Source organism: Paenibacillus camerounensis, from assembly GCF_000723885.1.
Classification (GTDB): domain Bacteria; phylum Bacillota; class Bacilli; order Paenibacillales; family Paenibacillaceae; genus Paenibacillus_AQ; species Paenibacillus_AQ camerounensis.
This window is the reverse complement of sequence record NZ_CCDG010000134.1, coordinates 1-18,913: the sequence shown is the minus strand read 5'-3', so window position 1 is coordinate 18,913 and position 18,913 is coordinate 1. Positions and strand designations below refer to the sequence as shown.

General features: G+C 49.1%; 12 protein-coding genes and 4 pseudogenes. 12 read left to right on the top strand and 4 right to left on the bottom strand.

Features of this window, described 5'->3' with window-relative positions:
* Nucleotides 1–212 precede the first annotated feature (212 nt).
* The 7 genes and pseudogenes from BN3772_RS30275 to BN3772_RS31770 form a co-directional block, all read left to right on the top strand.
* Nucleotides 213–1,565, top strand: a complete 1,353-nt coding sequence (locus tag BN3772_RS30275) for an ABC transporter substrate-binding protein (protein WP_042204501.1) — start codon at nucleotides 213–215, stop codon at nucleotides 1,563–1,565.
* 107 nt (nucleotides 1,566–1,672) lie between these two features.
* Nucleotides 1,673–2,605, top strand: coding sequence for a carbohydrate ABC transporter permease (locus tag BN3772_RS30270; RefSeq protein ID WP_042204500.1), 933 nt, complete (start codon nucleotides 1,673–1,675; stop codon nucleotides 2,603–2,605).
* Between the two features lies 1 nt (nucleotide 2,606).
* Nucleotides 2,607–3,443, top strand: a complete 837-nt coding sequence (locus BN3772_RS30265) for a carbohydrate ABC transporter permease (protein WP_197071343.1) — start codon at nucleotides 2,607–2,609, stop codon at nucleotides 3,441–3,443.
* A gap of 106 nt (nucleotides 3,444–3,549) precedes the next feature.
* Nucleotides 3,550–4,401, top strand: a complete 852-nt coding sequence (locus BN3772_RS30260; protein WP_042204499.1) for an RCC1 domain-containing protein — start codon at nucleotides 3,550–3,552, stop codon at nucleotides 4,399–4,401.
* A 108-nt stretch (nucleotides 4,402–4,509) separates the two neighbouring features.
* Nucleotides 4,510–5,424: a PadR family transcriptional regulator gene (locus BN3772_RS30255; protein WP_042204498.1), complete on the top strand. Its 915-nt coding sequence runs from the start codon at nucleotides 4,510–4,512 to the stop codon at nucleotides 5,422–5,424.
* 852 nt (nucleotides 5,425–6,276) lie between these two features.
* A pseudogene (locus BN3772_RS31775) lies at nucleotides 6,277–6,495 on the top strand (transposase); the annotation flags it as partial.
* Nucleotides 6,496–6,686: 191 nt separating this feature from the next.
* A pseudogene (locus BN3772_RS31770) lies at nucleotides 6,687–7,271 on the top strand (S8 family serine peptidase); the annotation flags it as partial.
* Here the strand turns inward: BN3772_RS31770 and BN3772_RS30240 are convergent.
* Nucleotides 7,224–7,529, bottom strand: coding sequence for a DUF3889 domain-containing protein (locus BN3772_RS30240; protein ID WP_042204504.1), 306 nt, complete (start codon nucleotides 7,527–7,529; stop codon nucleotides 7,224–7,226). The pseudogene BN3772_RS31770 and the gene BN3772_RS30240 overlap by 48 nt on opposite strands.
* 816 nt (nucleotides 7,530–8,345) lie before the next feature.
* Between BN3772_RS30240 and BN3772_RS30230 the strand changes: the two are divergent.
* A pseudogene (locus BN3772_RS30230) lies at nucleotides 8,346–8,429 on the top strand (ASCH domain-containing protein); the annotation flags it as partial.
* A 615-nt stretch (nucleotides 8,430–9,044) separates the two neighbouring features.
* Here the strand turns inward: BN3772_RS30230 and BN3772_RS30225 are convergent.
* A complete protein-coding gene (locus tag BN3772_RS30225) occupies nucleotides 9,045–9,563 on the bottom strand; it encodes a GNAT family N-acetyltransferase (RefSeq protein ID WP_042204493.1) in 519 nt (172 codons plus the stop codon).
* Between the two features lie 260 nt (nucleotides 9,564–9,823).
* Complete coding sequence (locus tag BN3772_RS30220) at nucleotides 9,824–10,540, bottom strand: sensor domain-containing protein (protein ID WP_052380758.1); 717 nt, start codon at nucleotides 10,538–10,540, stop codon at nucleotides 9,824–9,826.
* 288 nt (nucleotides 10,541–10,828) lie between these two features.
* On the opposite strand from BN3772_RS30220, the pseudogene BN3772_RS31470 reads away from it, so the two are divergent.
* Both BN3772_RS31470 and BN3772_RS30210 read left to right on the top strand, forming a co-directional pair.
* A pseudogene (locus BN3772_RS31470) lies at nucleotides 10,829–10,983 on the top strand (nucleotidyltransferase); the annotation flags it as partial.
* Nucleotides 10,984–11,065: 82 nt separating this feature from the next.
* On the top strand, nucleotides 11,066–11,485 hold the full coding sequence (locus BN3772_RS30210; RefSeq protein ID WP_042204492.1) for a GNAT family N-acetyltransferase: 420 nt from the start codon (nucleotides 11,066–11,068) through the stop codon (nucleotides 11,483–11,485).
* 68 nt (nucleotides 11,486–11,553) lie between these two features.
* Here BN3772_RS30210 and BN3772_RS30205 read toward each other — a convergent pair whose 3' ends face one another.
* On the bottom strand, nucleotides 11,554–12,906 hold the full coding sequence (locus BN3772_RS30205) for an MATE family efflux transporter (RefSeq protein ID WP_042204491.1): 1,353 nt from the start codon (nucleotides 12,904–12,906) through the stop codon (nucleotides 11,554–11,556).
* Between the two features lie 133 nt (nucleotides 12,907–13,039).
* On the opposite strand from BN3772_RS30205, the gene BN3772_RS30200 reads away from it, so the two are divergent.
* Nucleotides 13,040–13,723 (top strand): TetR/AcrR family transcriptional regulator, encoded by a 684-nt coding sequence (locus tag BN3772_RS30200; RefSeq protein ID WP_042204490.1) that lies wholly within the window; start codon nucleotides 13,040–13,042, stop codon nucleotides 13,721–13,723.
* A 335-nt stretch (nucleotides 13,724–14,058) separates the two neighbouring features.
* Nucleotides 14,059–18,807 carry a LamG-like jellyroll fold domain-containing protein gene (locus BN3772_RS30195; protein WP_167336703.1) on the top strand — a complete coding sequence of 1,583 codons (4,749 nt, stop codon included), beginning with the start codon at nucleotides 14,059–14,061 and terminating at the stop codon, nucleotides 18,805–18,807.
* Nucleotides 18,808–18,913: the final 106 nt, after the last annotated feature.

The window sequence follows — 18,913 nt, the reverse complement described above, 5'->3', positions numbered from 1 at the left end:
CGCCTTCTCTGAAGGACGGCATAGCCGTTTCTGCTTGTTGCCAGGATTCACTTAAAATTACCGCATACGGAGCTTAAAAAACTGCATTCAACCCTGGAGGGCAGAATGCTATTCTGTAATCACAAGGAAACGCTTTCTAAGATGATGCGCACATCGGGTGCTGTTTCCGGCTCTTTCACTCAATCATGAGAATCATAGGGGGTCTCGTTCATATGTTAAAAAAATCAGTAACCGCGTTGTCCGCAACGCTGCTGGCTGCAACTGCGATTCTGGCGGGCTGCGGCAGCAATAATAATGCTTCAGATGCTTCTAACAACGGGAATACAGCTTCTTCATCTAATGCACCGGCGGCAACGACAGAAGCGAAAAAAGAAGTGCAGTTCTCCATCGGCTATGCATCCGGTGACCCGGCGACCAAAGCGGCGATTGCAGAGGCCGTCAAAGCATTCATGGAAGCCAATCCGAACGTCAAAATCAAGGATATCAGCGAAACCTCCTCTGCAGCCTATCTGGACTGGCTCAAGACGAAGGATGCGGTTGGCGAATTCCCTGATCTCGTAGAAATCCGTGACACCCAGGTGTTTGCGGATGCCGGCAAAATCGTCGAGCTGCCGTCCGACCTGCTGGAGCTGTTCGACAATCCGCCGCAGGTAGACGGCAAGGTATGGAATGCACCGATGTCGGTCAACGTGCCGCAGGGCATCATCTACAGCAAAAAAGCGTATGCGGATGCCGGAATCACTGAGCTCCCAAAAACCTATGACGAGTTTCTTGCTATCCAGGAAAAGCTGAAGACCAGCGGGATTACTCCGCTCGTGGTCGGCGGCAAGGATATTTTCCACATGGGCTTCTGGGTGAACAAGTTCCTGATCGATGATGTGTATTCGAAGGACCCGGACTGGAACTCCAAGCGGACGGCCAAGACCGTAAGCTTCACCGATGCCAACGTTGTTCAGGCCATTACAGACTTCAAAGACCTGTTCACTAACTATGTGGATAAAGGCTGGCTCAGCACCGGGGACAACCAGACGGCGTCCATTCTCGTAGCGGGCAAAGCAGCCCAGCTCTTCTCCGGCACCTGGATGTTCACGCAGATTCAGGAGGCGGATCCAAGCTTCGAATTCGGCTTCTATGCCATTCCTGACCGTGAGGGCAAAGTGAACGTAATCGGTCTGCCGTCACCTGCCGGCTGGTCACTCTCAGCTGAAGCAGCCAAGGACGCTGACAAAACAGAGGCGATCAAGGACTTTATCCGCTTCTTCTTTGCCCCTGAGCAATATGCCCAATACCTGTCGAGCATCAACGCGATCCCTTCCACCAAAGAGAAGGTTACCTATGAAACCGGAGAGCAGATGCAGGTAGCGCTTGACCTGATTGCAGATCCGAACGTTACCAAATCACTGGCGATCAACAACTGGTGGGGCGATAACCTCATTCCTCCGCAGTTCCGCAACTGGTTCTACAAGCTGCTGCAGGATCTGGTCGTGAAGGACGAGAACGTCAGCAATTACATGAAGCAGGCAGACACCGAATATGACGCACAGGTAAAAGCAAACCAGCAATAACAGAATTGGTTTTTGTCAAAAAGAAAAAGCTGCCCAAGGGAGGGAGGACCTGCTTCTCAGCAGGATCAGCCTCCACTTGGGCAGCATCTCCGGGAGGGAGAGCATCCATGGCTACAGCAATTCAGCAAGCAGACAAGCCGCTAACGGCACTGAAGCCCAAGAAAAAGAAGCGGTTCCAGTCGTATGCGCTAATGTTTATTTTACCTTCATTTCTGATCTATACGCTGTTTGTCATCGTGCCGACGGCAGGCAGCATTTATCTCAGCTTCACCTCATGGGACGGAATCAGCGACGATATGCGGTATATCGGGTTCGCCAATTTCGTGGAAATCTGGCACAGCCCCCGTGTGCACAACGCGCTTAAGAATACGCTGGTGATGACCATCAGCCTTGTCATTCTGGAAAATATCGCGGCGATTGCCATGGCCATTCTTGTCGATAAGGTCCGGTGGTTCCGCAACCTGTTCAGAAGCATCTTTTATTTCCCGACGCTGCTCAGCGGCATTGTAATGGGCTTTGTCTGGGCCATGATCCTGAATTACAACTTCGGCGTATTTAATCAGATTCTTGATTCAGTCGGACTGGGCAGCTGGGTAGTTGACTGGCTGGGCAATCCGAAGTTCGCCATGCTTTCGATTATTTTGTCCACGGTCTGGAAGGGCGCAGGCTACTATATGATTATTTATCTGGCCGGGCTGCAGGGCATTCCGCCTGAGCTGAATGAAGCGGCAAGCATTGACGGGGCAAACGGCTTCCAGCAGTTCCGCCATATCACCTTCCCGCTGCTGGCCGGTTCAATGACAGTATGTATGGTACTGGCGATGATCAGCGCGCTGAAGATTTTTGACCAGATTGCCGTCATGACGGACGGCGGGCCTGGCTTTGAGACCGAGACATTAACCTATATTATTTATAAGGTCGGCTTCGGAGAGCTGCGGCAGGGCTTTGGTACGGCGCTGGCGATGGTGCTGTTCCTGATCATTATGCTGATTACGGTCATACAAGTGAAATTCCTCCGGAAACGGGAGGTGCAGATGTAGCATGACACTGCAAACGAAAAGAAGAATTGCTGAAATTTCCATGTTCATCATTACCTTGCTGCTGGCTATCCTTTTCTTTTTCCCGATCTTCTTCAATCTGATGTCAGCCTTCAAAAGCAATGCCGAGATTATGCGGGATGCAATCGCCTTCCCTAAAGGCCTCTATCTGGACAGCTTCAAGTATCTGCTGACTGAGACGGAATTCCCGCGCGCCATTCTGAACAGTCTGATCCTGACGCTGGTGTCAATTGTAGCCCAGGTGCTGATCATTCCTATGGCCGGCTATGCGATTGAACGGCGGAACACCCGCTGGACAAGGTTCATGTTCCTGTACTTCCTGGCCGGGATGATGATTCCGTTCCAGGCTTACATGATCCCGCTGTTCAAGGAGCTGAGAATGTTCGGCTTATACGGCAGTCTGGCCGGTCCGATTCTGGTCTATGTCGCCGGTGCCGTCGGCTTCGGCTGTCTGCTCTATACGAGCTTCGTCAAAGGTATTCCGCAGGAAATTGAAGAGGCTGCGGAAATTGACGGCTGCTCACGCTACGGAATCTTCTGGCGGATTGTATTCCCGCTGATGGGTCCGGTTACGGCCAGTATGGTCGTGCTGAACGGCCTCGGGATCTGGAATGACTTCCTGATGCCGATGCTGGTGCTGCCTTCGGGCGAGCCGAAGACGATGGTAGTTGAAATTTACAGATATATCGGTGAGTTTTCCTCGCGCTGGGATATGATTTTTGCCGGAACCGCGATGTCGGTTATACCGGTGCTTATCGTATTTGTTGCCTTGCAGAAATACTTCGTTAAGGGCATTGCTGCCGGGGCTACTAAAGGGTAAGCATGCTTGCGGGACCGGAGCCTGATCAGGCAGATCTGCAGCAATTAACTGTTCATTGTGGTTAAATGGAGAGAAAGCAGCTAACCATGATGAAGGAGCGGGATTAATGATTATCAGGCAAGCCTTGGCATCCCTGGCGGCAGGGTATCGTCATTCGGCCGGACTGAAGGCCGACGGAACGGTGACTGCTGCCGGCGATAATAAATACGGCCAATGTGAGGTTAACGGCTGGCGCGATATTGTAGCGGTAGCCGCAGGCAATGCGCATACCGGCAATGCCCATACAGTCGGACTGAGGGCAGACGGCACCGTTACGGCCGCAGGCTGGAACAAGCACGGTGAGTGCGAGGTGAGCGGCTGGGGCGGAATCGTTGCGGTAGCCGCAGGCTGGCGCCGTACGATCGGCCTGATGGCGGATGGCACCGTTGTGGCTGCGGGCCGTAACTTGGAAGGCGAATGCAACGTGGACAGCTGGCAGGATATCGTGGCTGTAGCGGCAGGCGACTGGCATTCAGCCGGACTGAAGGCGGACGGCAGCTTAATCATGACAGGCAATAACCGGTATGGTCAATGTAATGTAAGCAGCTGGAGCGGCGTCATTTCAGTAACTGCAGGATATCTTCATACCGCAGGCCTTCTGTCTGACGGCACGGTGGTGGCGGCAGGCCGGAATAAAGAGGGCCAATGCGAGGTGAGCGGCTGGAGCGGAGTCGTGGGAATAGCGGCAGGCAGTCATCATACAGTCGGTCTTAAGAAGGACGGCACGGTAACCGCTGCGGGCTGGAATAAGCATGGTGAGTGCGAGGTAAGCGGCTGGTACGATATAGTAGCTGTAGCCGCAGGCTGTTCTCATACCCTTGGGCTTAAGTCAGACGGAACACTGGTCACTGCAGGCAGTAATGAATATGGACAATGTGAAGTAAGCGGGTGGTACGGTATCCGGCTGCCCGGCCATTAAAAGCTCGACAGCCATGTGCCGTTTCCGGTGCATGGCTTATTTTATGTTTGTGTGATTGAAGTAACCTATGTTACAGTTAACATAGGTTACTGATATGGAGTGAGTGAAATGTCGATTAATTATGCCATTTTGGGACTGCTAAGCAGCCAGTCTCTGACCGGATATGATATGAAGAAGATTATTCAGGATTCTTCGTTTATGTACTGGTCAGGTAACAACAATCAGATTTACAAAGCGCTGGTGGAGCTTTTGAAGGATGGATATGTCACCAGCGAAGTACAGCATCAGGAAAGCTTGCCCTCCAAGAAATTGTACACGATAACGCCGGAAGGACGGGCGGAGCTGAAGTACTGGGTCCTGTCGGCTCCTGAGCAGCCTGAATCCAGAAAAACCTTTCTCATTCAGCTTGCCTGGAGCGACCAGCTGGAAACTGCTGAAATTCTAGCTATGCTGGATGCTTATGAACAGGAGATCATAAGTCTGATTCATCTCGAACAGGGCCGCGCGGATAAGGGACAGTATGCTCCGGACCGCAGTCCGCGCGAAGCCATGATCTGGAGAATGATCGAGGCTAACCAGCTGTCAGCGTATACCAGTGAGCTGAAATGGATCGGAGAGGTACGCCAGGCCATTACCAGGGAAACGGAAGTGAAGGATATGAATATTGAAGTCATAGCCAGAGAAGGACAACGGTACTTAGAATTACGGTCTGCAGACAGCAGGCTGGGTACAGAGCAGGATATTCTGGATCTCATCGGTGCCTGCATGGGCCATGATGTCTACAACGTTCTGCTGCATGAAGCGGCCCTGCCGGAGGAATTTTACAATCTGCGTACAGGTCTTGCGGGAACAGCGCTGCAAAAATTCATGAATTACCATGTAAGATGCGCGGCGGTCATTACCGGCACTCAAGCGGATAAAGGCAGGTTCAAGGAGCTGCTTACGGAGCTGAATAAGGGTACTGCCTTCCGGGCGTTCAGTAATGAGGAGGAAGCGTTGGCCTGGCTGCTGCAGACGGTATAGGTAACGGTAAAGCTTATAAGGGGAGGGCCGTCTGTCTGACGGTCTTTTTTTTTGAAAAATATAAGAATCAATATGTTCTACACTATCAATAATCCTTATATTTCTCGCAGAAAAGGTTGCCGCCTTCCCTGAAAGACGGCAAAGCCGTTTCTACTTACTGCAAATGTATGAGAAATGTTAGGGTAGTGTCATTTTTCAGTTAATCCGTTGTGGGAACGCCTGCGTACAGGTAACATCCTATATAAGCAAAAGCTATATAGAACGTCATTAAGAGACTAACTAACCGTCTCTTGTTCCTGCCTTAGGTAAAGCGTTGAGCAGCGGATGGATCTCCCTTGCCAAAGCGCTAACCTTAGTCCGTCGGTTCGGGGTCAAATGAGTTTTAAGTGTAGTTTGTGCAATTAAAACAGGGGAATTCAGTCATTTTAAGGAAATAACTGTATTCTATACATCTATTTTTCGCGAAAAATCCGGTTCGGAGCGTTTTTGGCAAATATAAATGTATAGAGTGCAGTTAAACCCTGCAACGAAGCTAATTAGCCTAGTTTAGTTGCAGCAAGTACAGTTATTTCAACCCGGCTCATTCATGATGCCGTGCCAATAGCTACAAAACAGGGCAAGTGCATCACCGAGAAGAAGGAGAGGCGGACGCTGCCGCCTTTATTTGGTTTAACAGGATATTATCTCTGCTTCCCCCAGCAGGACAAATAGCTTTGATGTTGGACAACAGCCCAATTCATTACGCTACCGAGTTACAGCTGTTTACCAAGGAGTATCCGTATTTGCAGCTTGTATGTGTGTCCTGAAGGACAGTTATTAACGTAACGGACCACCAGCTGTAATGGTTATGAAGCGTATGCCTCCCCTAAAACGTATTGCAGCGCTTGTCCACGACTGCCCTATTGCACCGAAAACCAAAGCTGCCAGCGCGTCATCCGTCGGCATGTGTGGGAAAGCTACAAAGAGCAGGTGAGCCGAAATAAGAACAGCGCCGAAGGCGAAAAGCTCTACAAATACCGCGCTCAAACCGTAGAGCTTAGCTTTGCTGATGCCAAAAATTTGCATGGATAGCGCCGATGCCGGATGCGGGGCAGAGCCAAAGTACAAGAACAGGCACTAATGACGGCAGTTGCCCAAAATTTGAAGAAGATAGCCAGGCATTTAGCCCAAAAGCAAGCTAATTCTCTCGTTTTGGGGGTTGACGGATATTTTCCGCCTCATCCGGATATAACGGCTAATAATCGACGACAGCATCTTCATCCTCTGTTTTATCCGTTGGTGGAGTGATTGTTCCTCATTGTACAGATGAGATTAGTTCTTATCACGGCTGCCATGGGATCACATTCGAAGGAAAAAGAATCCCTGAGATTCTGGCTCAGGCTGAAAACATTGTACTTCCCACTCCTTTTCAATCCGCTAAAGAGTATGAGAATCACTACACTCTTCAATCCGATACTCTTCCAGACGGCTATTCCAGAACAGAGGGAACCTCTTATGCCGCACCGGTTATCCTTGGCTGTGCAGCATGTATCTTAGCTGCTGCATCGGATCTTACATACGCGGAAATACGTTTTTCTCTTAATGATCATAGCAGTTATGTTAAGATGAACGCATTGTTTTGCCTGCGCAATAGAGAGGATATGTGGGAGGATGTGACCAGTCGATATGGCAGGCTCAATGATGCCCGGAAGCTGAAAGTATCCACCTTTGGTGTCAGATGTGAAGCCCTTCAGCGCTTAACCGGCATCGCCTATGAACCCGTGCCGGATTTCGTGAAGCCAATGCTCTTATTCATTAAACTATCGGTTAGTTTCAGAAAACTGAATCGATTGAACGGTTTCAGTTGAAGGGTCAAATTGGATTGTTACAATAACCCCATATTCGTTACCTGCTTTGTTCCTAATCCATAGTTTAAATTTCTCTTCAGCCTTTTTTGGTGTTAGTTCAGTTCGACCGATGTGTTTGTAATCGACTATGGCTGCTTGGTAATGTTTTTGGGTTTCCTCTACTGCAATTTTACCCCATTTTGCGTATTCTGGCATAGCCTCCATTGAAGCAGTGGGAAACAGGAGCATAGCTACAATCAATATCATTAATTTTTTCATAATAACCGCCCATCTCAAGAAGTTTTCAATAATATCGCCTACTTGATCCATATGTATTCATAAATAAATATAATCGACAGCTCTTGCATAGCACGAAGATACTCACCAACAGTTAACATAGCCCCCTATAAGGAGAAATAAACGCTGCTCCCTGAATTCAGGTCTTGCGATAACCCGATGCCGCCGGGCGAAAGCGGCATGCAGAGCAGAATGGGGGCCTATACTTGAATCTCATGGTCGAGGCTGTGTAGATTGTGAGGATAAAATATACACTGGTTATGATGAGGCTGGGAGCTATTGCGAGTCCTGCGGGTACCGGTCATCACCAATATCTGAATTGTAAAAGGGGAGGGTTGGCGCCTCTCCCCATCCAAAAAACTATTTTTTACGCTTGTTGTTGACCAGCGCCAGAGAGATGGCCCCAACTAAAAGTATAAAGATTACTATCCAATAACTACTATCCAAAGTCTACACCCCCAATTTTTGCATTATACCATTTGATAGATTTAAGCGCACCCTAAAAGAGCTGATAAGCAAGAGGAGCAGAGTGATTAAATCCTGCGGTAAGGACATTGTTGGAATACGGCATTACGGTTTGTTGACTGTGTTGTTGGGCAATGTCCGCATGTTGCAGAAAGGCCATTATATTTCTAACGCCGCAGGCTTACCGTTTGCTCACCAAATGCGGCCAGAGACGCTCGGACAATACAGCGCTGCCATGATGACGCTGGCAAGGAGCTTTACGGAGGGTAACGGCTGGAGCATTAGGAAATCTTCGATTTCGGTCTTAGAAGATGAGGGAGAGGTGGTCCAGTCATGAAGGCTATAACCATAAAGCAGCCTTGGGCAATGCTTATAGCGCTTGGCGAGAAACGTTTTGAGACCCGGGGCTGGCTGACGTTAAGCAGCTTCCGCAGCCGATCCTGGCAAAGGGACAGCAAGGTTTGGGGAATTGGGTGGATGGCAGCCATGAGTGACAATTCCTTATGCCTTGGTTGCGGATAGCACGTGGTTCCTCACTGGGGCGGGGACGAAGGTCCGGATTCCTGTTGGGAAAAGTGCCAGAATCCAATATGTGATTTTGAGGAAGGAGTCCAATAAATAAATGAGAGTTACCATCATAAAAGCAATGTAACATCATATTGGTATGCTGATTGTATCGGCAATTCGTTCGACGTTTGTGAAATTCATGATGATCATAAACGAAAATTATATACAGTCTCTGATGGTGCGTACAACAGGGTTATTTTAAAAGAGCGCTGGTGAGTGGTAGACAGAAACAGCGCAGTAAGGGAGGGGATAGGAAGGTGAGAAAAGTCAACCTATTACCCTGTATAGGTTGACTGGATCAGCCGGTCATTTGGCTGGAATGGAGACATAAGTATTTTTGCGAACGAACTCAAATTTGCAAAAGGTACTTAAAAACATTGGCCCAAAAAATGTTAAACGACGACAGTTCTTGAACATGATAATAATGTTATGGACTGCGACAGTGTTATTGAACTAAATAGTATTTCAATTAAAGAAATGACTCTGGAACCTAAACTCACCCTTAATTGTTGTTTTTATATTTCCTTCAGTTAATTCGAGGAACATAAAAACGTCATCAGACACGTCAAATTGCTTTAGTTCAAATCCATAGTTTCTCGCTTGCTTAAATCCAAATTTCGGATAATAAGTCGGATGTCCTATTAAAAATACAAATTTATAACCTAGTGCTACACATCTTTTTAAGCCTTCTTGAATTAGTTTACCACCAATTCCTGTTTTTTGATTGCTTGGCAATACTGCAAGAGGGGCAAGAACTATAACCTCATGACAATTTTCTTCATCGACAATTTCAGCTTTGCTAAATAAAGCATGACCTACTATTTGTTCATTTTCTTCCGCTACAATTGATAATTCGGGGATAAAACCATCAGATAACCTAATGCTTTCAATTAATTTAGATTCATCTTCCCTATTTCCAAAAGCCAAATAATTCAATTTGAATACTTCAGCATAATCACTTAATTGTTCTGACCTTATTATCAATAAAAATCCCATCCTTTGATTTTTGATATAAATAATATTACTTCAATTTCTTCCTTAAGATTAGGAAAGTATTAGTATAGTTAAACTTTACTGCCTATTAGCCATACATATAGCACTAGCGCCGCACCATAAATTATGAAAGTAAGTACGTTCTTCCATGGGACATTAATGCAAGGGAGCGCTCATAATGGGCGCACTAAAAAAATGAGCTGTCCCAGATAACCATTTCATGGCTTTAGGGACAACCCTCTTCATTACTATTAATACTGTTGTACTTCCTCGTAGGATACAAGCAGCATTCTACGCTGTACATCCATAAGCAACCGAATCGCCCAAGATGCGATCACGGCAGCTACCAATCCAGCTACAACATAAGCAATGTACTGTTGAGGTAATGTCCAGTGGATATTAAACAAAGCGAACACGTTATTCTCAAGGATGTTCAAATCCATCGTTTGCAGAAAAATCTGATGAAGCACAGGCAGTGTAATCAGACTTAATGCGGTCGCTACCATCGCTACCGTAAGTGAAAAGAAGACAATACTCGAAACAAACCGCACCATAATCAACATAATGTTACGAGCAAAATCCGCACCATTAAAACCCAACTTTATTCGTTGAAGGAAGCCTGCTACCTCCTTCTGCATATCTGCTCTGTGTTCCTCGGTCAATCTGGGAATATCCAGCAATGATCTTACTAGCTCTTGTTCAAATTTTACGATGTAATCTAATCCTTTAGCTACTGCAAAAAACAAGGGAATGCCGATGAAAATCGGTGTTAATCCAATGGATAACGCTAGCCCACTCACCATAAACACGAAATAGACAATTGTGGTCGGCAATGATATTAAGAAGTACAAAATACACCGATAGGTCTTGGGACTTCCTCCACGTTTGCGTGGTTTAGATTGTGATTCTACAGGAGCTTGTATGGAATCCAGCACTCCAATCGGCCTAGTATACATTTTATCATTCATTTTCCATGTCCTTCCTCTCACGTTTTTCAATTACTTTCATTATATGTAGTGAAGAGAAGGCTCAAAACAGTCTATGGAATGGAATTGTACCAGACCTAAGGCTAGGATTTGTTACTCCGAGCAGCAGGTAATTTATGTCTAAACATCCAAGACAGCATGAATCCAATAATGTTATGGCTAATGCGCTTATAATAAATCTGATTGCCCTGAGGTTAATGTGCAGTACGAACAAAGAAGTTCTTAGTTTAGGAGGAGTCTATAGGATATTAGAAAAGGCTATACTAAGATGATACGATAGTTTGCCCGATTGACGATGTATTAAGTAAACCGAATGAGTGGGGTTTTTGGATAAAGATCATTTGTGAGATCGTATACATCGTTTACTTTCTAATGCTAGTGATAACACAATGAAAACCAGATATATTAAAGGTTACTCTAAGAGATAGCTTAATAGCTCCGCAACAAATTTTGGTAATCATAGTCTAACTATATGGAACTTATATCTAAAAAAAGAGGGGCAAAATAATGAACATCACTTTCGCAACAGAAGCTGACCATGAATACATAAGAGACCGTGACCAGCATATCCCGGCAGATCTGATACCGGCTAAAATGAATGAAAATGAAATCTATATCCTGCGGCACGAGGATGGGAGTAACATCGGATGGATGAGGTATGGCTACTTTTGGGACAACATCCCGTTCATGAACCTGCTTTGGATCGATGAGCCTTTTCGGGGTCAGGGGACAGGAGCACAGGTTGTGCGGTTCTGGGAGGAACAGATGAAGCAAAAGGGCTTCAACATGGTGATGACCTCCACCCAGGCGGACGAAGGAGCCCAGCATTTTTACAGAAAATTAGGCTATACAGATGCAGGCTGTCTGATTCTTGATTCGCAGCCGCTCGAAATCCTGCTTACCAGGAAGCTGGACCTTACCATTTGAAAAAAGAAAGCCCGTGTTCGCCAGGCTGTTGGCGGAAGCGGGCTTTCTTTTATCTGAACAAACCTCACTCAATGCGCAAGGCTCTCCAGATCGGGCTGCAATTTATTCCGCAGAACATATAGCATAGCAGCTCCGGCAAAGAAGGCGGCAGCATCTGCAATGACAAGTGACCAGACCACGCCGTGGAAGCCGTTCATCCGGTTGGCAATGTAGAGCACAGGAATCAGCGTAGCGCCCTGAATAATGGACATAACAAAGGCGGCAGTCCCTTGCGCTGTAGCCTGGAAGATCCCCGTAAACAATGCGGTCGTGCCTGAGATAAATAGAGATAAGAAGGTCACATGCAGAATGTAGCTGCCCATCTCAATCAACTGCGGGTCATTCGTGAACAAGCCGATTAAATGGCCGGAGATCAGATAGACGATAAGGCCGAAGGCGACTGCGAGTATGGCAATGCTTTTGACTGTGAATCCGATGGTCTGCTTCATCCGCAATCTGTTGGCTGTAAAAGAAAAGGCGATCAGCGGCACGACTCCCTCACATAAGCCCATAATAATAAACTCCGGAAATTGCAGCAGACGGGAGGAAATGCCGTAAGCGGCTACGGCTGCATCGCCATACTCCACAAGATAATGGTTGAGAATAAGCGACATTGCCCCCATGAAGATACTCATAATGAAGACGGGAACTCCGATTTTAGTAACATTGCTGACAATTTCTCTGGAAGCCTTAAACCACCGTATGGAGATTGTTAGAAAGGGACTCTTGAATCTCATATGGTAAGCGTAGTATATACTTGCAACGAGGTTGGAGATGACTGTAGCGGAAGCAACGCCGATCATATCCCAGTGGAACACGAAGATGACCAGCGCATCAAGAACAATATTGACAACAACGCTGAGAATCATGCCAATCATTGACTTAACGGCTGCGCCTTCAGAGCGCACCATATTTTCCAGCGTGAAGCATAATACAAGGAAAGGTGAACCGATCAGCATAACGGTGACATAGTCTTTGGTGAATCCGAACGATTCTGGCGTAGCCCCCAGGCTATGGACAATGGAATTGATGAGCGGGAGACCGGCAGCAATGACGATAAGGCCGAGTGCCAAGCTGCTGTAAAAAGCAAAGGAAGACACATGCTTTACGTCATCATATTTCTTTTCGCCAAGTAAACGCGAGATGAAGGTACCGCTGCCCATGCCGATAAAGTTGCCAAGTGCCATAAGGATTGCGAATAACGGCAAGGTTAGTGCGAGTGCGGTTAACATTGCCGTGTTATGGAGTGTTCCAATAAAATAGGCATTCAGGATGGAGTATATGACACTCATTGACATACCCAGCATCATGGGCACGGCGAAGTGGACTACGGCTTTTGCGACAGGGGCTTTTTCGAAATAATGGAGGTTTTCTGCATCCATGCGGATCACTACTTTCTTGTTTTTTAATTTTGTCTAACAGTGTTAGATTGAACCTTACAGTGTTAGATGATATCATGGGCTTATAGACTTGTAAAGCATAAACTTACACTGTTAGATAAAAGGGCGGATAATAATGAAAAAGCAGCAGCCACAGATTTCGGAGGACCGGATTTTGGAAGCGTCATGGGAGCTTCTTGGAGAAGATGGCATCGAGAAATTCAGCATGAGACGGTTGGCGGACAGAGTGGGAATTCAGGCGCCCTCCCTGTACTGGTACTTCAAGAGCAAACAGAATCTGTACCAGAGCCTGGCTAATCAGATATCCAAAATCATTCTGGAGGAATACCGCTCTGAAGGGGATTGGAAGGCGCAGCTGGCGGGACTCGCGGTAACGGTACGAAGCGTGCTTAGCCGGTATCCCTGCTCCACCCAGCTGATGATGATGACGCTGCCCCACGAGCCGGATCTTATCCGGTTTACCAACCGGATGCTGCTCTGCGTCGAAGAGACGCCGCTTGAGCCGGAGCAAAAGATGCAGGTAGCTACTACGATGATGAACTATGTGTTCTTTTTCGTTCTGGACAGCTATCAGCATGAGCGTAATGTCTCTGCTATGATCAAGGATCACGAAGCGCTCCCGGGTGAGGAGATGCTTCACCTGCTGGACACAATGACTGATAAAGATGCGGGCCTGTTCCGGAGGATGTTTACGACCGGGCTGTTCGAGCTGATGGGAACCGATCAGGCGTTTGAGTTCGGCCTGAAGGTAATTCTGCTGGGGATTGAGCAGGTGATACAGGAGCAAGAGAGGCAATAGGAGCGATACACGTTCGGCTAAAGGTTAAACGCAAAAGATTACGCGAATAGAGCAGCGCTCTCCCGCTTATCCGGGTGGGCCGCTGCTCTTTTTCTTGATTGGCTAATTAATAAACGAAAATATAAAAAGATTCATATTAATATAAAAAATGAATTGACTAATCTAGCATAGACGCTATAGAATAAAAGCGGTTACAGAGTTTCTTGCAGGTTTTTGTTTATGTTTATTTGAAATAAAACAAAGACTGAGCAGAGACTTTTTTTGAATATCTATTGTAAGCGTTTTATTCGTTACGGCTGTTTAAGGCCGATTTTTAGAAATGGAGGGATATGCTTTTGAAAAAACGGACTGGCAGGCTGACAGCATCGCTTCTTGCACTACTTCTGCTCGTTCCCTCCCCGGCATTAGGGGCAGCGGGAACAGGGAAGGATGATAATTCCGCCGGACAGCAGCTGGCGGTAACAGTTCCCGATTATGCAGCACACTGGGCTGCCGGGGATTTGCAGACATGGGTGGACAAGGGGCTGCTGACGGGTTACGGCAATGGTGTGTATAAGCCCGATCAGAGCATCACCCGGGCGGAATGGGTTACCCTTGTAAACCGGGTATTTAATCTGCAGACTATAGCAGCTGCAAACAGCTTTAGTGATGTGGAGCAGGGCGGGGCATATTACAGCGAAATAATGAAGGCTTTATCTGCAGGATATGTATCGGGCCATAGTGACGGAACCTTCCGCCCGCAGCAGACGGTCAGCCGCCAGGAAGCGGCAGTCATGCTGTACCGGCTGTTCCGGCTTGATGCCGCTGCAGCAGCAGCGGGGCCTCAGGATGCCGGAGCGCTGCCTTCGTTCAGCAGGGAAGCCGTTAACACGCTGCTGAGCGGAGGATTCCTCAGCGGCTACGAGGACGGCAGCTTTAAAGGCGGACGTCCGGTAACAAGGGCAGAAGCTATAAGGATGATCGGGAAGCTGTCCGGTGAGATTATTCTGCAAAGCGGCAGCTATACGCAGCCTCAGGCGAAGAATGTGGTGATAAGTACAGCTGGTGTGACACTTAAGGATACTGAAATTACAGGTAATTTGTATCTTACGGAAGGGATTGCGGCAGGCGATATCCTGCTCGACAATGTGAAGGTAGCCGGCAAAATAATCGTCAGCGGCGGCGGGGAGAACAGTGTCGTGCTGAACAATACCTTGGCAGCGTCGCTAATTGCAGACAAGCTGGACGGCAAGCTGCGGATTGTACTCAAGGGCAGCAGCGCCGTGCCGGATGTAACAGCTGAGTCCGGCGTCGTACTGGAAGAAGATACGGCACTGAGCGGAGCCGGCTTCAGCCGGGTGAAGCTTGAGACTGCCCTGCCGGCGGGTTCACGTATCCAGCTTAGCGGCAGCTTCGATTCTGTTGCAGTGAATGCTGACGGAGGACCGGAGCTTGTCCTGCTGAGAGGCGTAATCGCGGAATTGACGCTTAACCGCATGGCAGCGCTGCGTGCGGAGGCCGGAAGCGAGATCAGGAATCTGATCCCTAATCTGAGCGGACAGATCACGGTTAAGGGCACCGGTAAGGTAAGCTATGATCCGAAATTCAGCGGGTTAATCAAGCTGGAATCACCGGTGCCGGCAGCTGCAGCTACTTCAGCTCCGGTAACTAACGGCGGAAGCACCGGATCGCCGGCGGCGTCGCCAAGTCCCGAAGCTTCGCCAACGCCGGCGGCTACTCCAGTACCTACTCCGGCGCCAACCCCGGTACCCGCTGCACCGGTGTTCAGCAACGTATCCGTACACGATCCTTCGGTAGTTAAGGAGGGCGGGACATATTATGTTTTCGGTTCTCATATTGAAGCAGCCAAATCGCAGGATCTGCTGAACTGGACTACGTTCACCAACGGCTACAGGACACCGGATAATGCGCTTTACGGTGATCTGTCAGCCAATCTGGCGGAATCCTTCGCCTGGGCCGGGGAGAATGATTCTGACAGTAAGGGCGGATTCTCTGTCTGGGCACCGGATGTGTTCTGGAATGGGGAATATGTCAACGGGGATGGTTCCAAAGGTGCCTACATGATCTATTACAGCGCCTCCTCCACCTATATCCGTTCTGCAATCGGTTTTGCTGTCTCACAGAATATTGAAGGCCCGTATGTTTACGGCGGAACCGTGATCTACTCCGGCTTCACACTCGATGAGCAGTATGATGCCGACAGTACAGTCAATAAAAAGTGGACCAATACCAACATCCAGGCACTGATCGGCAATGGAACGCTGGAAGGCATGAATCCGGCGTGGTTCAATGCAAACGGCACGTACAACAACAAGCAATTTACCAATGCGATTGACGCGACGCTGTTCTATGACAAGGAGGGCAAGCTGTGGATGACCTACGGCTCCTGGTCAGGCGGGATATTCGTGCTGGAGGTTGATCCGGCTACCGGACAGCCGGTATACCCGGGCAAAGACGGAGCTACAGCAGACGGCCGAATGATCGACCGTTATTTCGGAACCAAGATATCCGGCGGCAATTATAAATCCGGTGAAGGGCCTTATATCGTCTACGACAGCATAACCGGCTATTACTATCTGTATGTAACCTACGGGGGGCTGGCTGCTGACGGCGGCTACAACATGCGGCTGTTCCGCTCCTTGAATCCGGATGGGCCTTACAAGGATGCTGCCGGGCAGAATGCCGTACTGGCGACGGACGGGGATCACTCGGACATCGGCAACAAGCTGATTGGCAATTTCCTGTTCAGCAACCTGAACGGTGAGGCTGACTTCCCGGCATACGGCTATGTGTCCTCGGGCCATAATTCAGTCTTGTATGATGAAGAGCTGGGCAAGCTGTTCAACTTCTTCCATACCAGATTCCCGATGCGCGGGGAGACCCATGAGGTCCGGGTGCACCAGATGTTCATGAACGAGGATGCCTGGCCGGTTGTGGCTCCGCACCGTTATTCCGGCGAGACTCTAGCCAAGCTTCAGCGGGCAGATGTCGTCGGTGCGTACCAGTTCGTTAATCACGGCAAGGATACCTCAGGTACAATCAAACCGACTGTAAATGCCCAGCTGCTGGAGGACGGCACGCTGGCAGGGGCGGTAAGCGGAACCTGGGAGCTGACAGGCGATTATTATGCCCATCTGCTGATTAACGAAACAGAGAACGGCAGTACGGTGCAGCGCCTGTACAAAGGGGTATTCGTGAAGCAGTGGGATTCCACCCGGAACGAACAGGTTATGGTCTTTACGGCGATGTCCGGCCAGGGTGTATCCGTCTGGGGCAGTGCCATCAGGCAGCTTAGCAATGAAGAGCTGGTGGACAATATTGCCCGCGGCCTGACGCTTGGCGATACCAGCAAGGTCTATAAAGACCTGAGGCTGCCGGTGTCCGGTGTGCAAGGGGCTGTCATTACCTGGACATCCTCAAATCCCGCTGTTGTTGCGGCAGACGGTAAGGTCACCCGGCCGCAGGCAGGCAGCGGCAATGCCGAGGTGCAGCTGACCGCAACCCTTAAGCTAGGCGATGCTTCGGTCACGAAGACGTTCACTGCAGTGGTTATTCAGCTGGGCGGGACGCTGCTGGAGGATGGGCTTGTAGCTGCATATGATTTTGAAGACAGTCTGGCGGAGAGCGCCGGCAGGCAGGCTGACGGTACCGTAACCGGCAAGCTGCTGAACACGGCAGATGGAACGGTTGCTTATGCAGCCGGCCAGGACGGGCAGTCACTCAAGCTTGAAGGCGAATCCGGTGTCCGGCTGCCGGACGGGCTGATTAACGGCAGCGCGTATACATTCAGCCTGTGGCTGAATCCGCAGGAGCTGAACGCTTTTACACCGGCGTTCTTCGGAGCTAAGAGCCCTGCCAGCTGGCTGAGCTTACTGCCTTACGGCAACGGCGGGGCGACCACCCGGGTCTGGTTCGGCAGTGAAACCTGGCTGGATGCTGATGCCGGGCTCCAGGTTCCGGTTGGCCAGTGGTCGCATATCGCCTTCACCTATGAGGCAGGAACCGTTAAGCTTTACCTGAACGGAATGCTGAAATATACAGGTGCGAACTATACCGACCTGTTTGCAGGTGAAGACAGTGTCTTTGCCCTTGGGGTCAATTATTGGGATATCCCATACAAAGGACAGATCGATAAGCTCCGCATTTATGAAAAAGCGCTGACGCCCGAAGCCGTAGGCTGGCTCGTGAACGGTGAGCCGGATGCCGATGTGAAGGTAAGTACAGTTGCCTTTGCGGATGCGCAAAAAGTTATCGCTGTCGGCAATACCTTTACTCCAGCTGTCTCTATTCTTCCGCTCAACGCCGGCAACCAGGCCCTGACATGGACCTCAAGTGCACCCCATATCGCTGCGGTTGATACGACTAGCGGAGCAGTGACAGCCAAGTCAACAGGTGAAGCGGTCATTACAGCTGTTTCCACAGACGGAGGCAATGTAACTGCGAGCTATACGGTAAAGGTTACGGACGGACGGGTCGCAGTGTATTCTTTTGAAGGAGACCTGAAGGATTCGCTCCAGCTTGCGGGTGAAGGCAGGGTGACGGGGGCGCTGGTTGGCAGCGCTACTGTCGGCAGTATTACTTACGGGAACGGGGTAATAGGCCAGGCTGCTCAATTTGATGGTGCTTCCGGGATCAGGCTGCCGGACGGACTGATTAACAGCAACACTTATTCAGTCTCGCTATGGCTGAATCCAGACCAGCTAACGACATACACAACGGCTTTCTTTGGGGCAAGCTCGAACAGCAGCTGGATCAGCCTGGTGCCGAAGGGTCCTTCGGATGCCACTATACTATGGTCAAATGCGGTCTACGAGGCAACTGCAGGCTACATCATTCCTGCGGACACCTGGACGCATCTCACTATCACGGTAGATAACGGGACGGTCAAGCTGTACATTAACGGAGAGGAAAAGTTCTCGGGCAGCGGATTTCCGGATATTTTTAAAAGCAGCAACGGCGTCTTTACGCTCGGGGTTAATTATTGGGATGTGCCGTTCAAGGGGCTGATCGACGAGCTGAAGCTGTATAACAATGTGCTTACACCGGAAGCGGTGCTGGCTGATTACCATTCGGCAGGTCTTTAGAAGTCCGGCTTGCAAAAAAAGAAAAGAGAAGGAGCGGGACGCGATGTCCTGCTCCTTTTTTGAATTATAATTTATATGTTTTACGTTATCCATAATCCTTATATTT

What these genes read in the sequence shown, in the direction of transcription:
- BN3772_RS30210 (WP_042204492.1), top strand. Translation starts at nt 11,066, where the DNA reads ATGAACATCACTTTCGCAACAGAAGCTGACCATGAATACATAAGAGAC.
- BN3772_RS30240 (WP_042204504.1), bottom strand. Translation starts at nt 7,529, where the DNA reads ATGAAAAAATTAATGATATTGATTGTAGCTATGCTCCTGTTTCCCACT.
- BN3772_RS30275 (WP_042204501.1), top strand. Translation starts at nt 213, where the DNA reads ATGTTAAAAAAATCAGTAACCGCGTTGTCCGCAACGCTGCTGGCTGCA.
- BN3772_RS30260 (WP_042204499.1), top strand. Translation starts at nt 3,550, where the DNA reads ATGATTATCAGGCAAGCCTTGGCATCCCTGGCGGCAGGGTATCGTCAT.
- BN3772_RS30205 (WP_042204491.1), bottom strand. Translation starts at nt 12,906, where the DNA reads ATGGATGCAGAAAACCTCCATTATTTCGAAAAAGCCCCTGTCGCAAAA.
- BN3772_RS30270 (WP_042204500.1), top strand. Translation starts at nt 1,673, where the DNA reads ATGGCTACAGCAATTCAGCAAGCAGACAAGCCGCTAACGGCACTGAAG.
- BN3772_RS30200 (WP_042204490.1), top strand. Translation starts at nt 13,040, where the DNA reads ATGAAAAAGCAGCAGCCACAGATTTCGGAGGACCGGATTTTGGAAGCG.
- BN3772_RS30220 (WP_052380758.1), bottom strand. Translation starts at nt 10,540, where the DNA reads ATGAATGATAAAATGTATACTAGGCCGATTGGAGTGCTGGATTCCATA.
- BN3772_RS30265 (WP_197071343.1), top strand. Translation starts at nt 2,607, where the DNA reads ATGACACTGCAAACGAAAAGAAGAATTGCTGAAATTTCCATGTTCATC.
- BN3772_RS30255 (WP_042204498.1), top strand. Translation starts at nt 4,510, where the DNA reads ATGTCGATTAATTATGCCATTTTGGGACTGCTAAGCAGCCAGTCTCTG.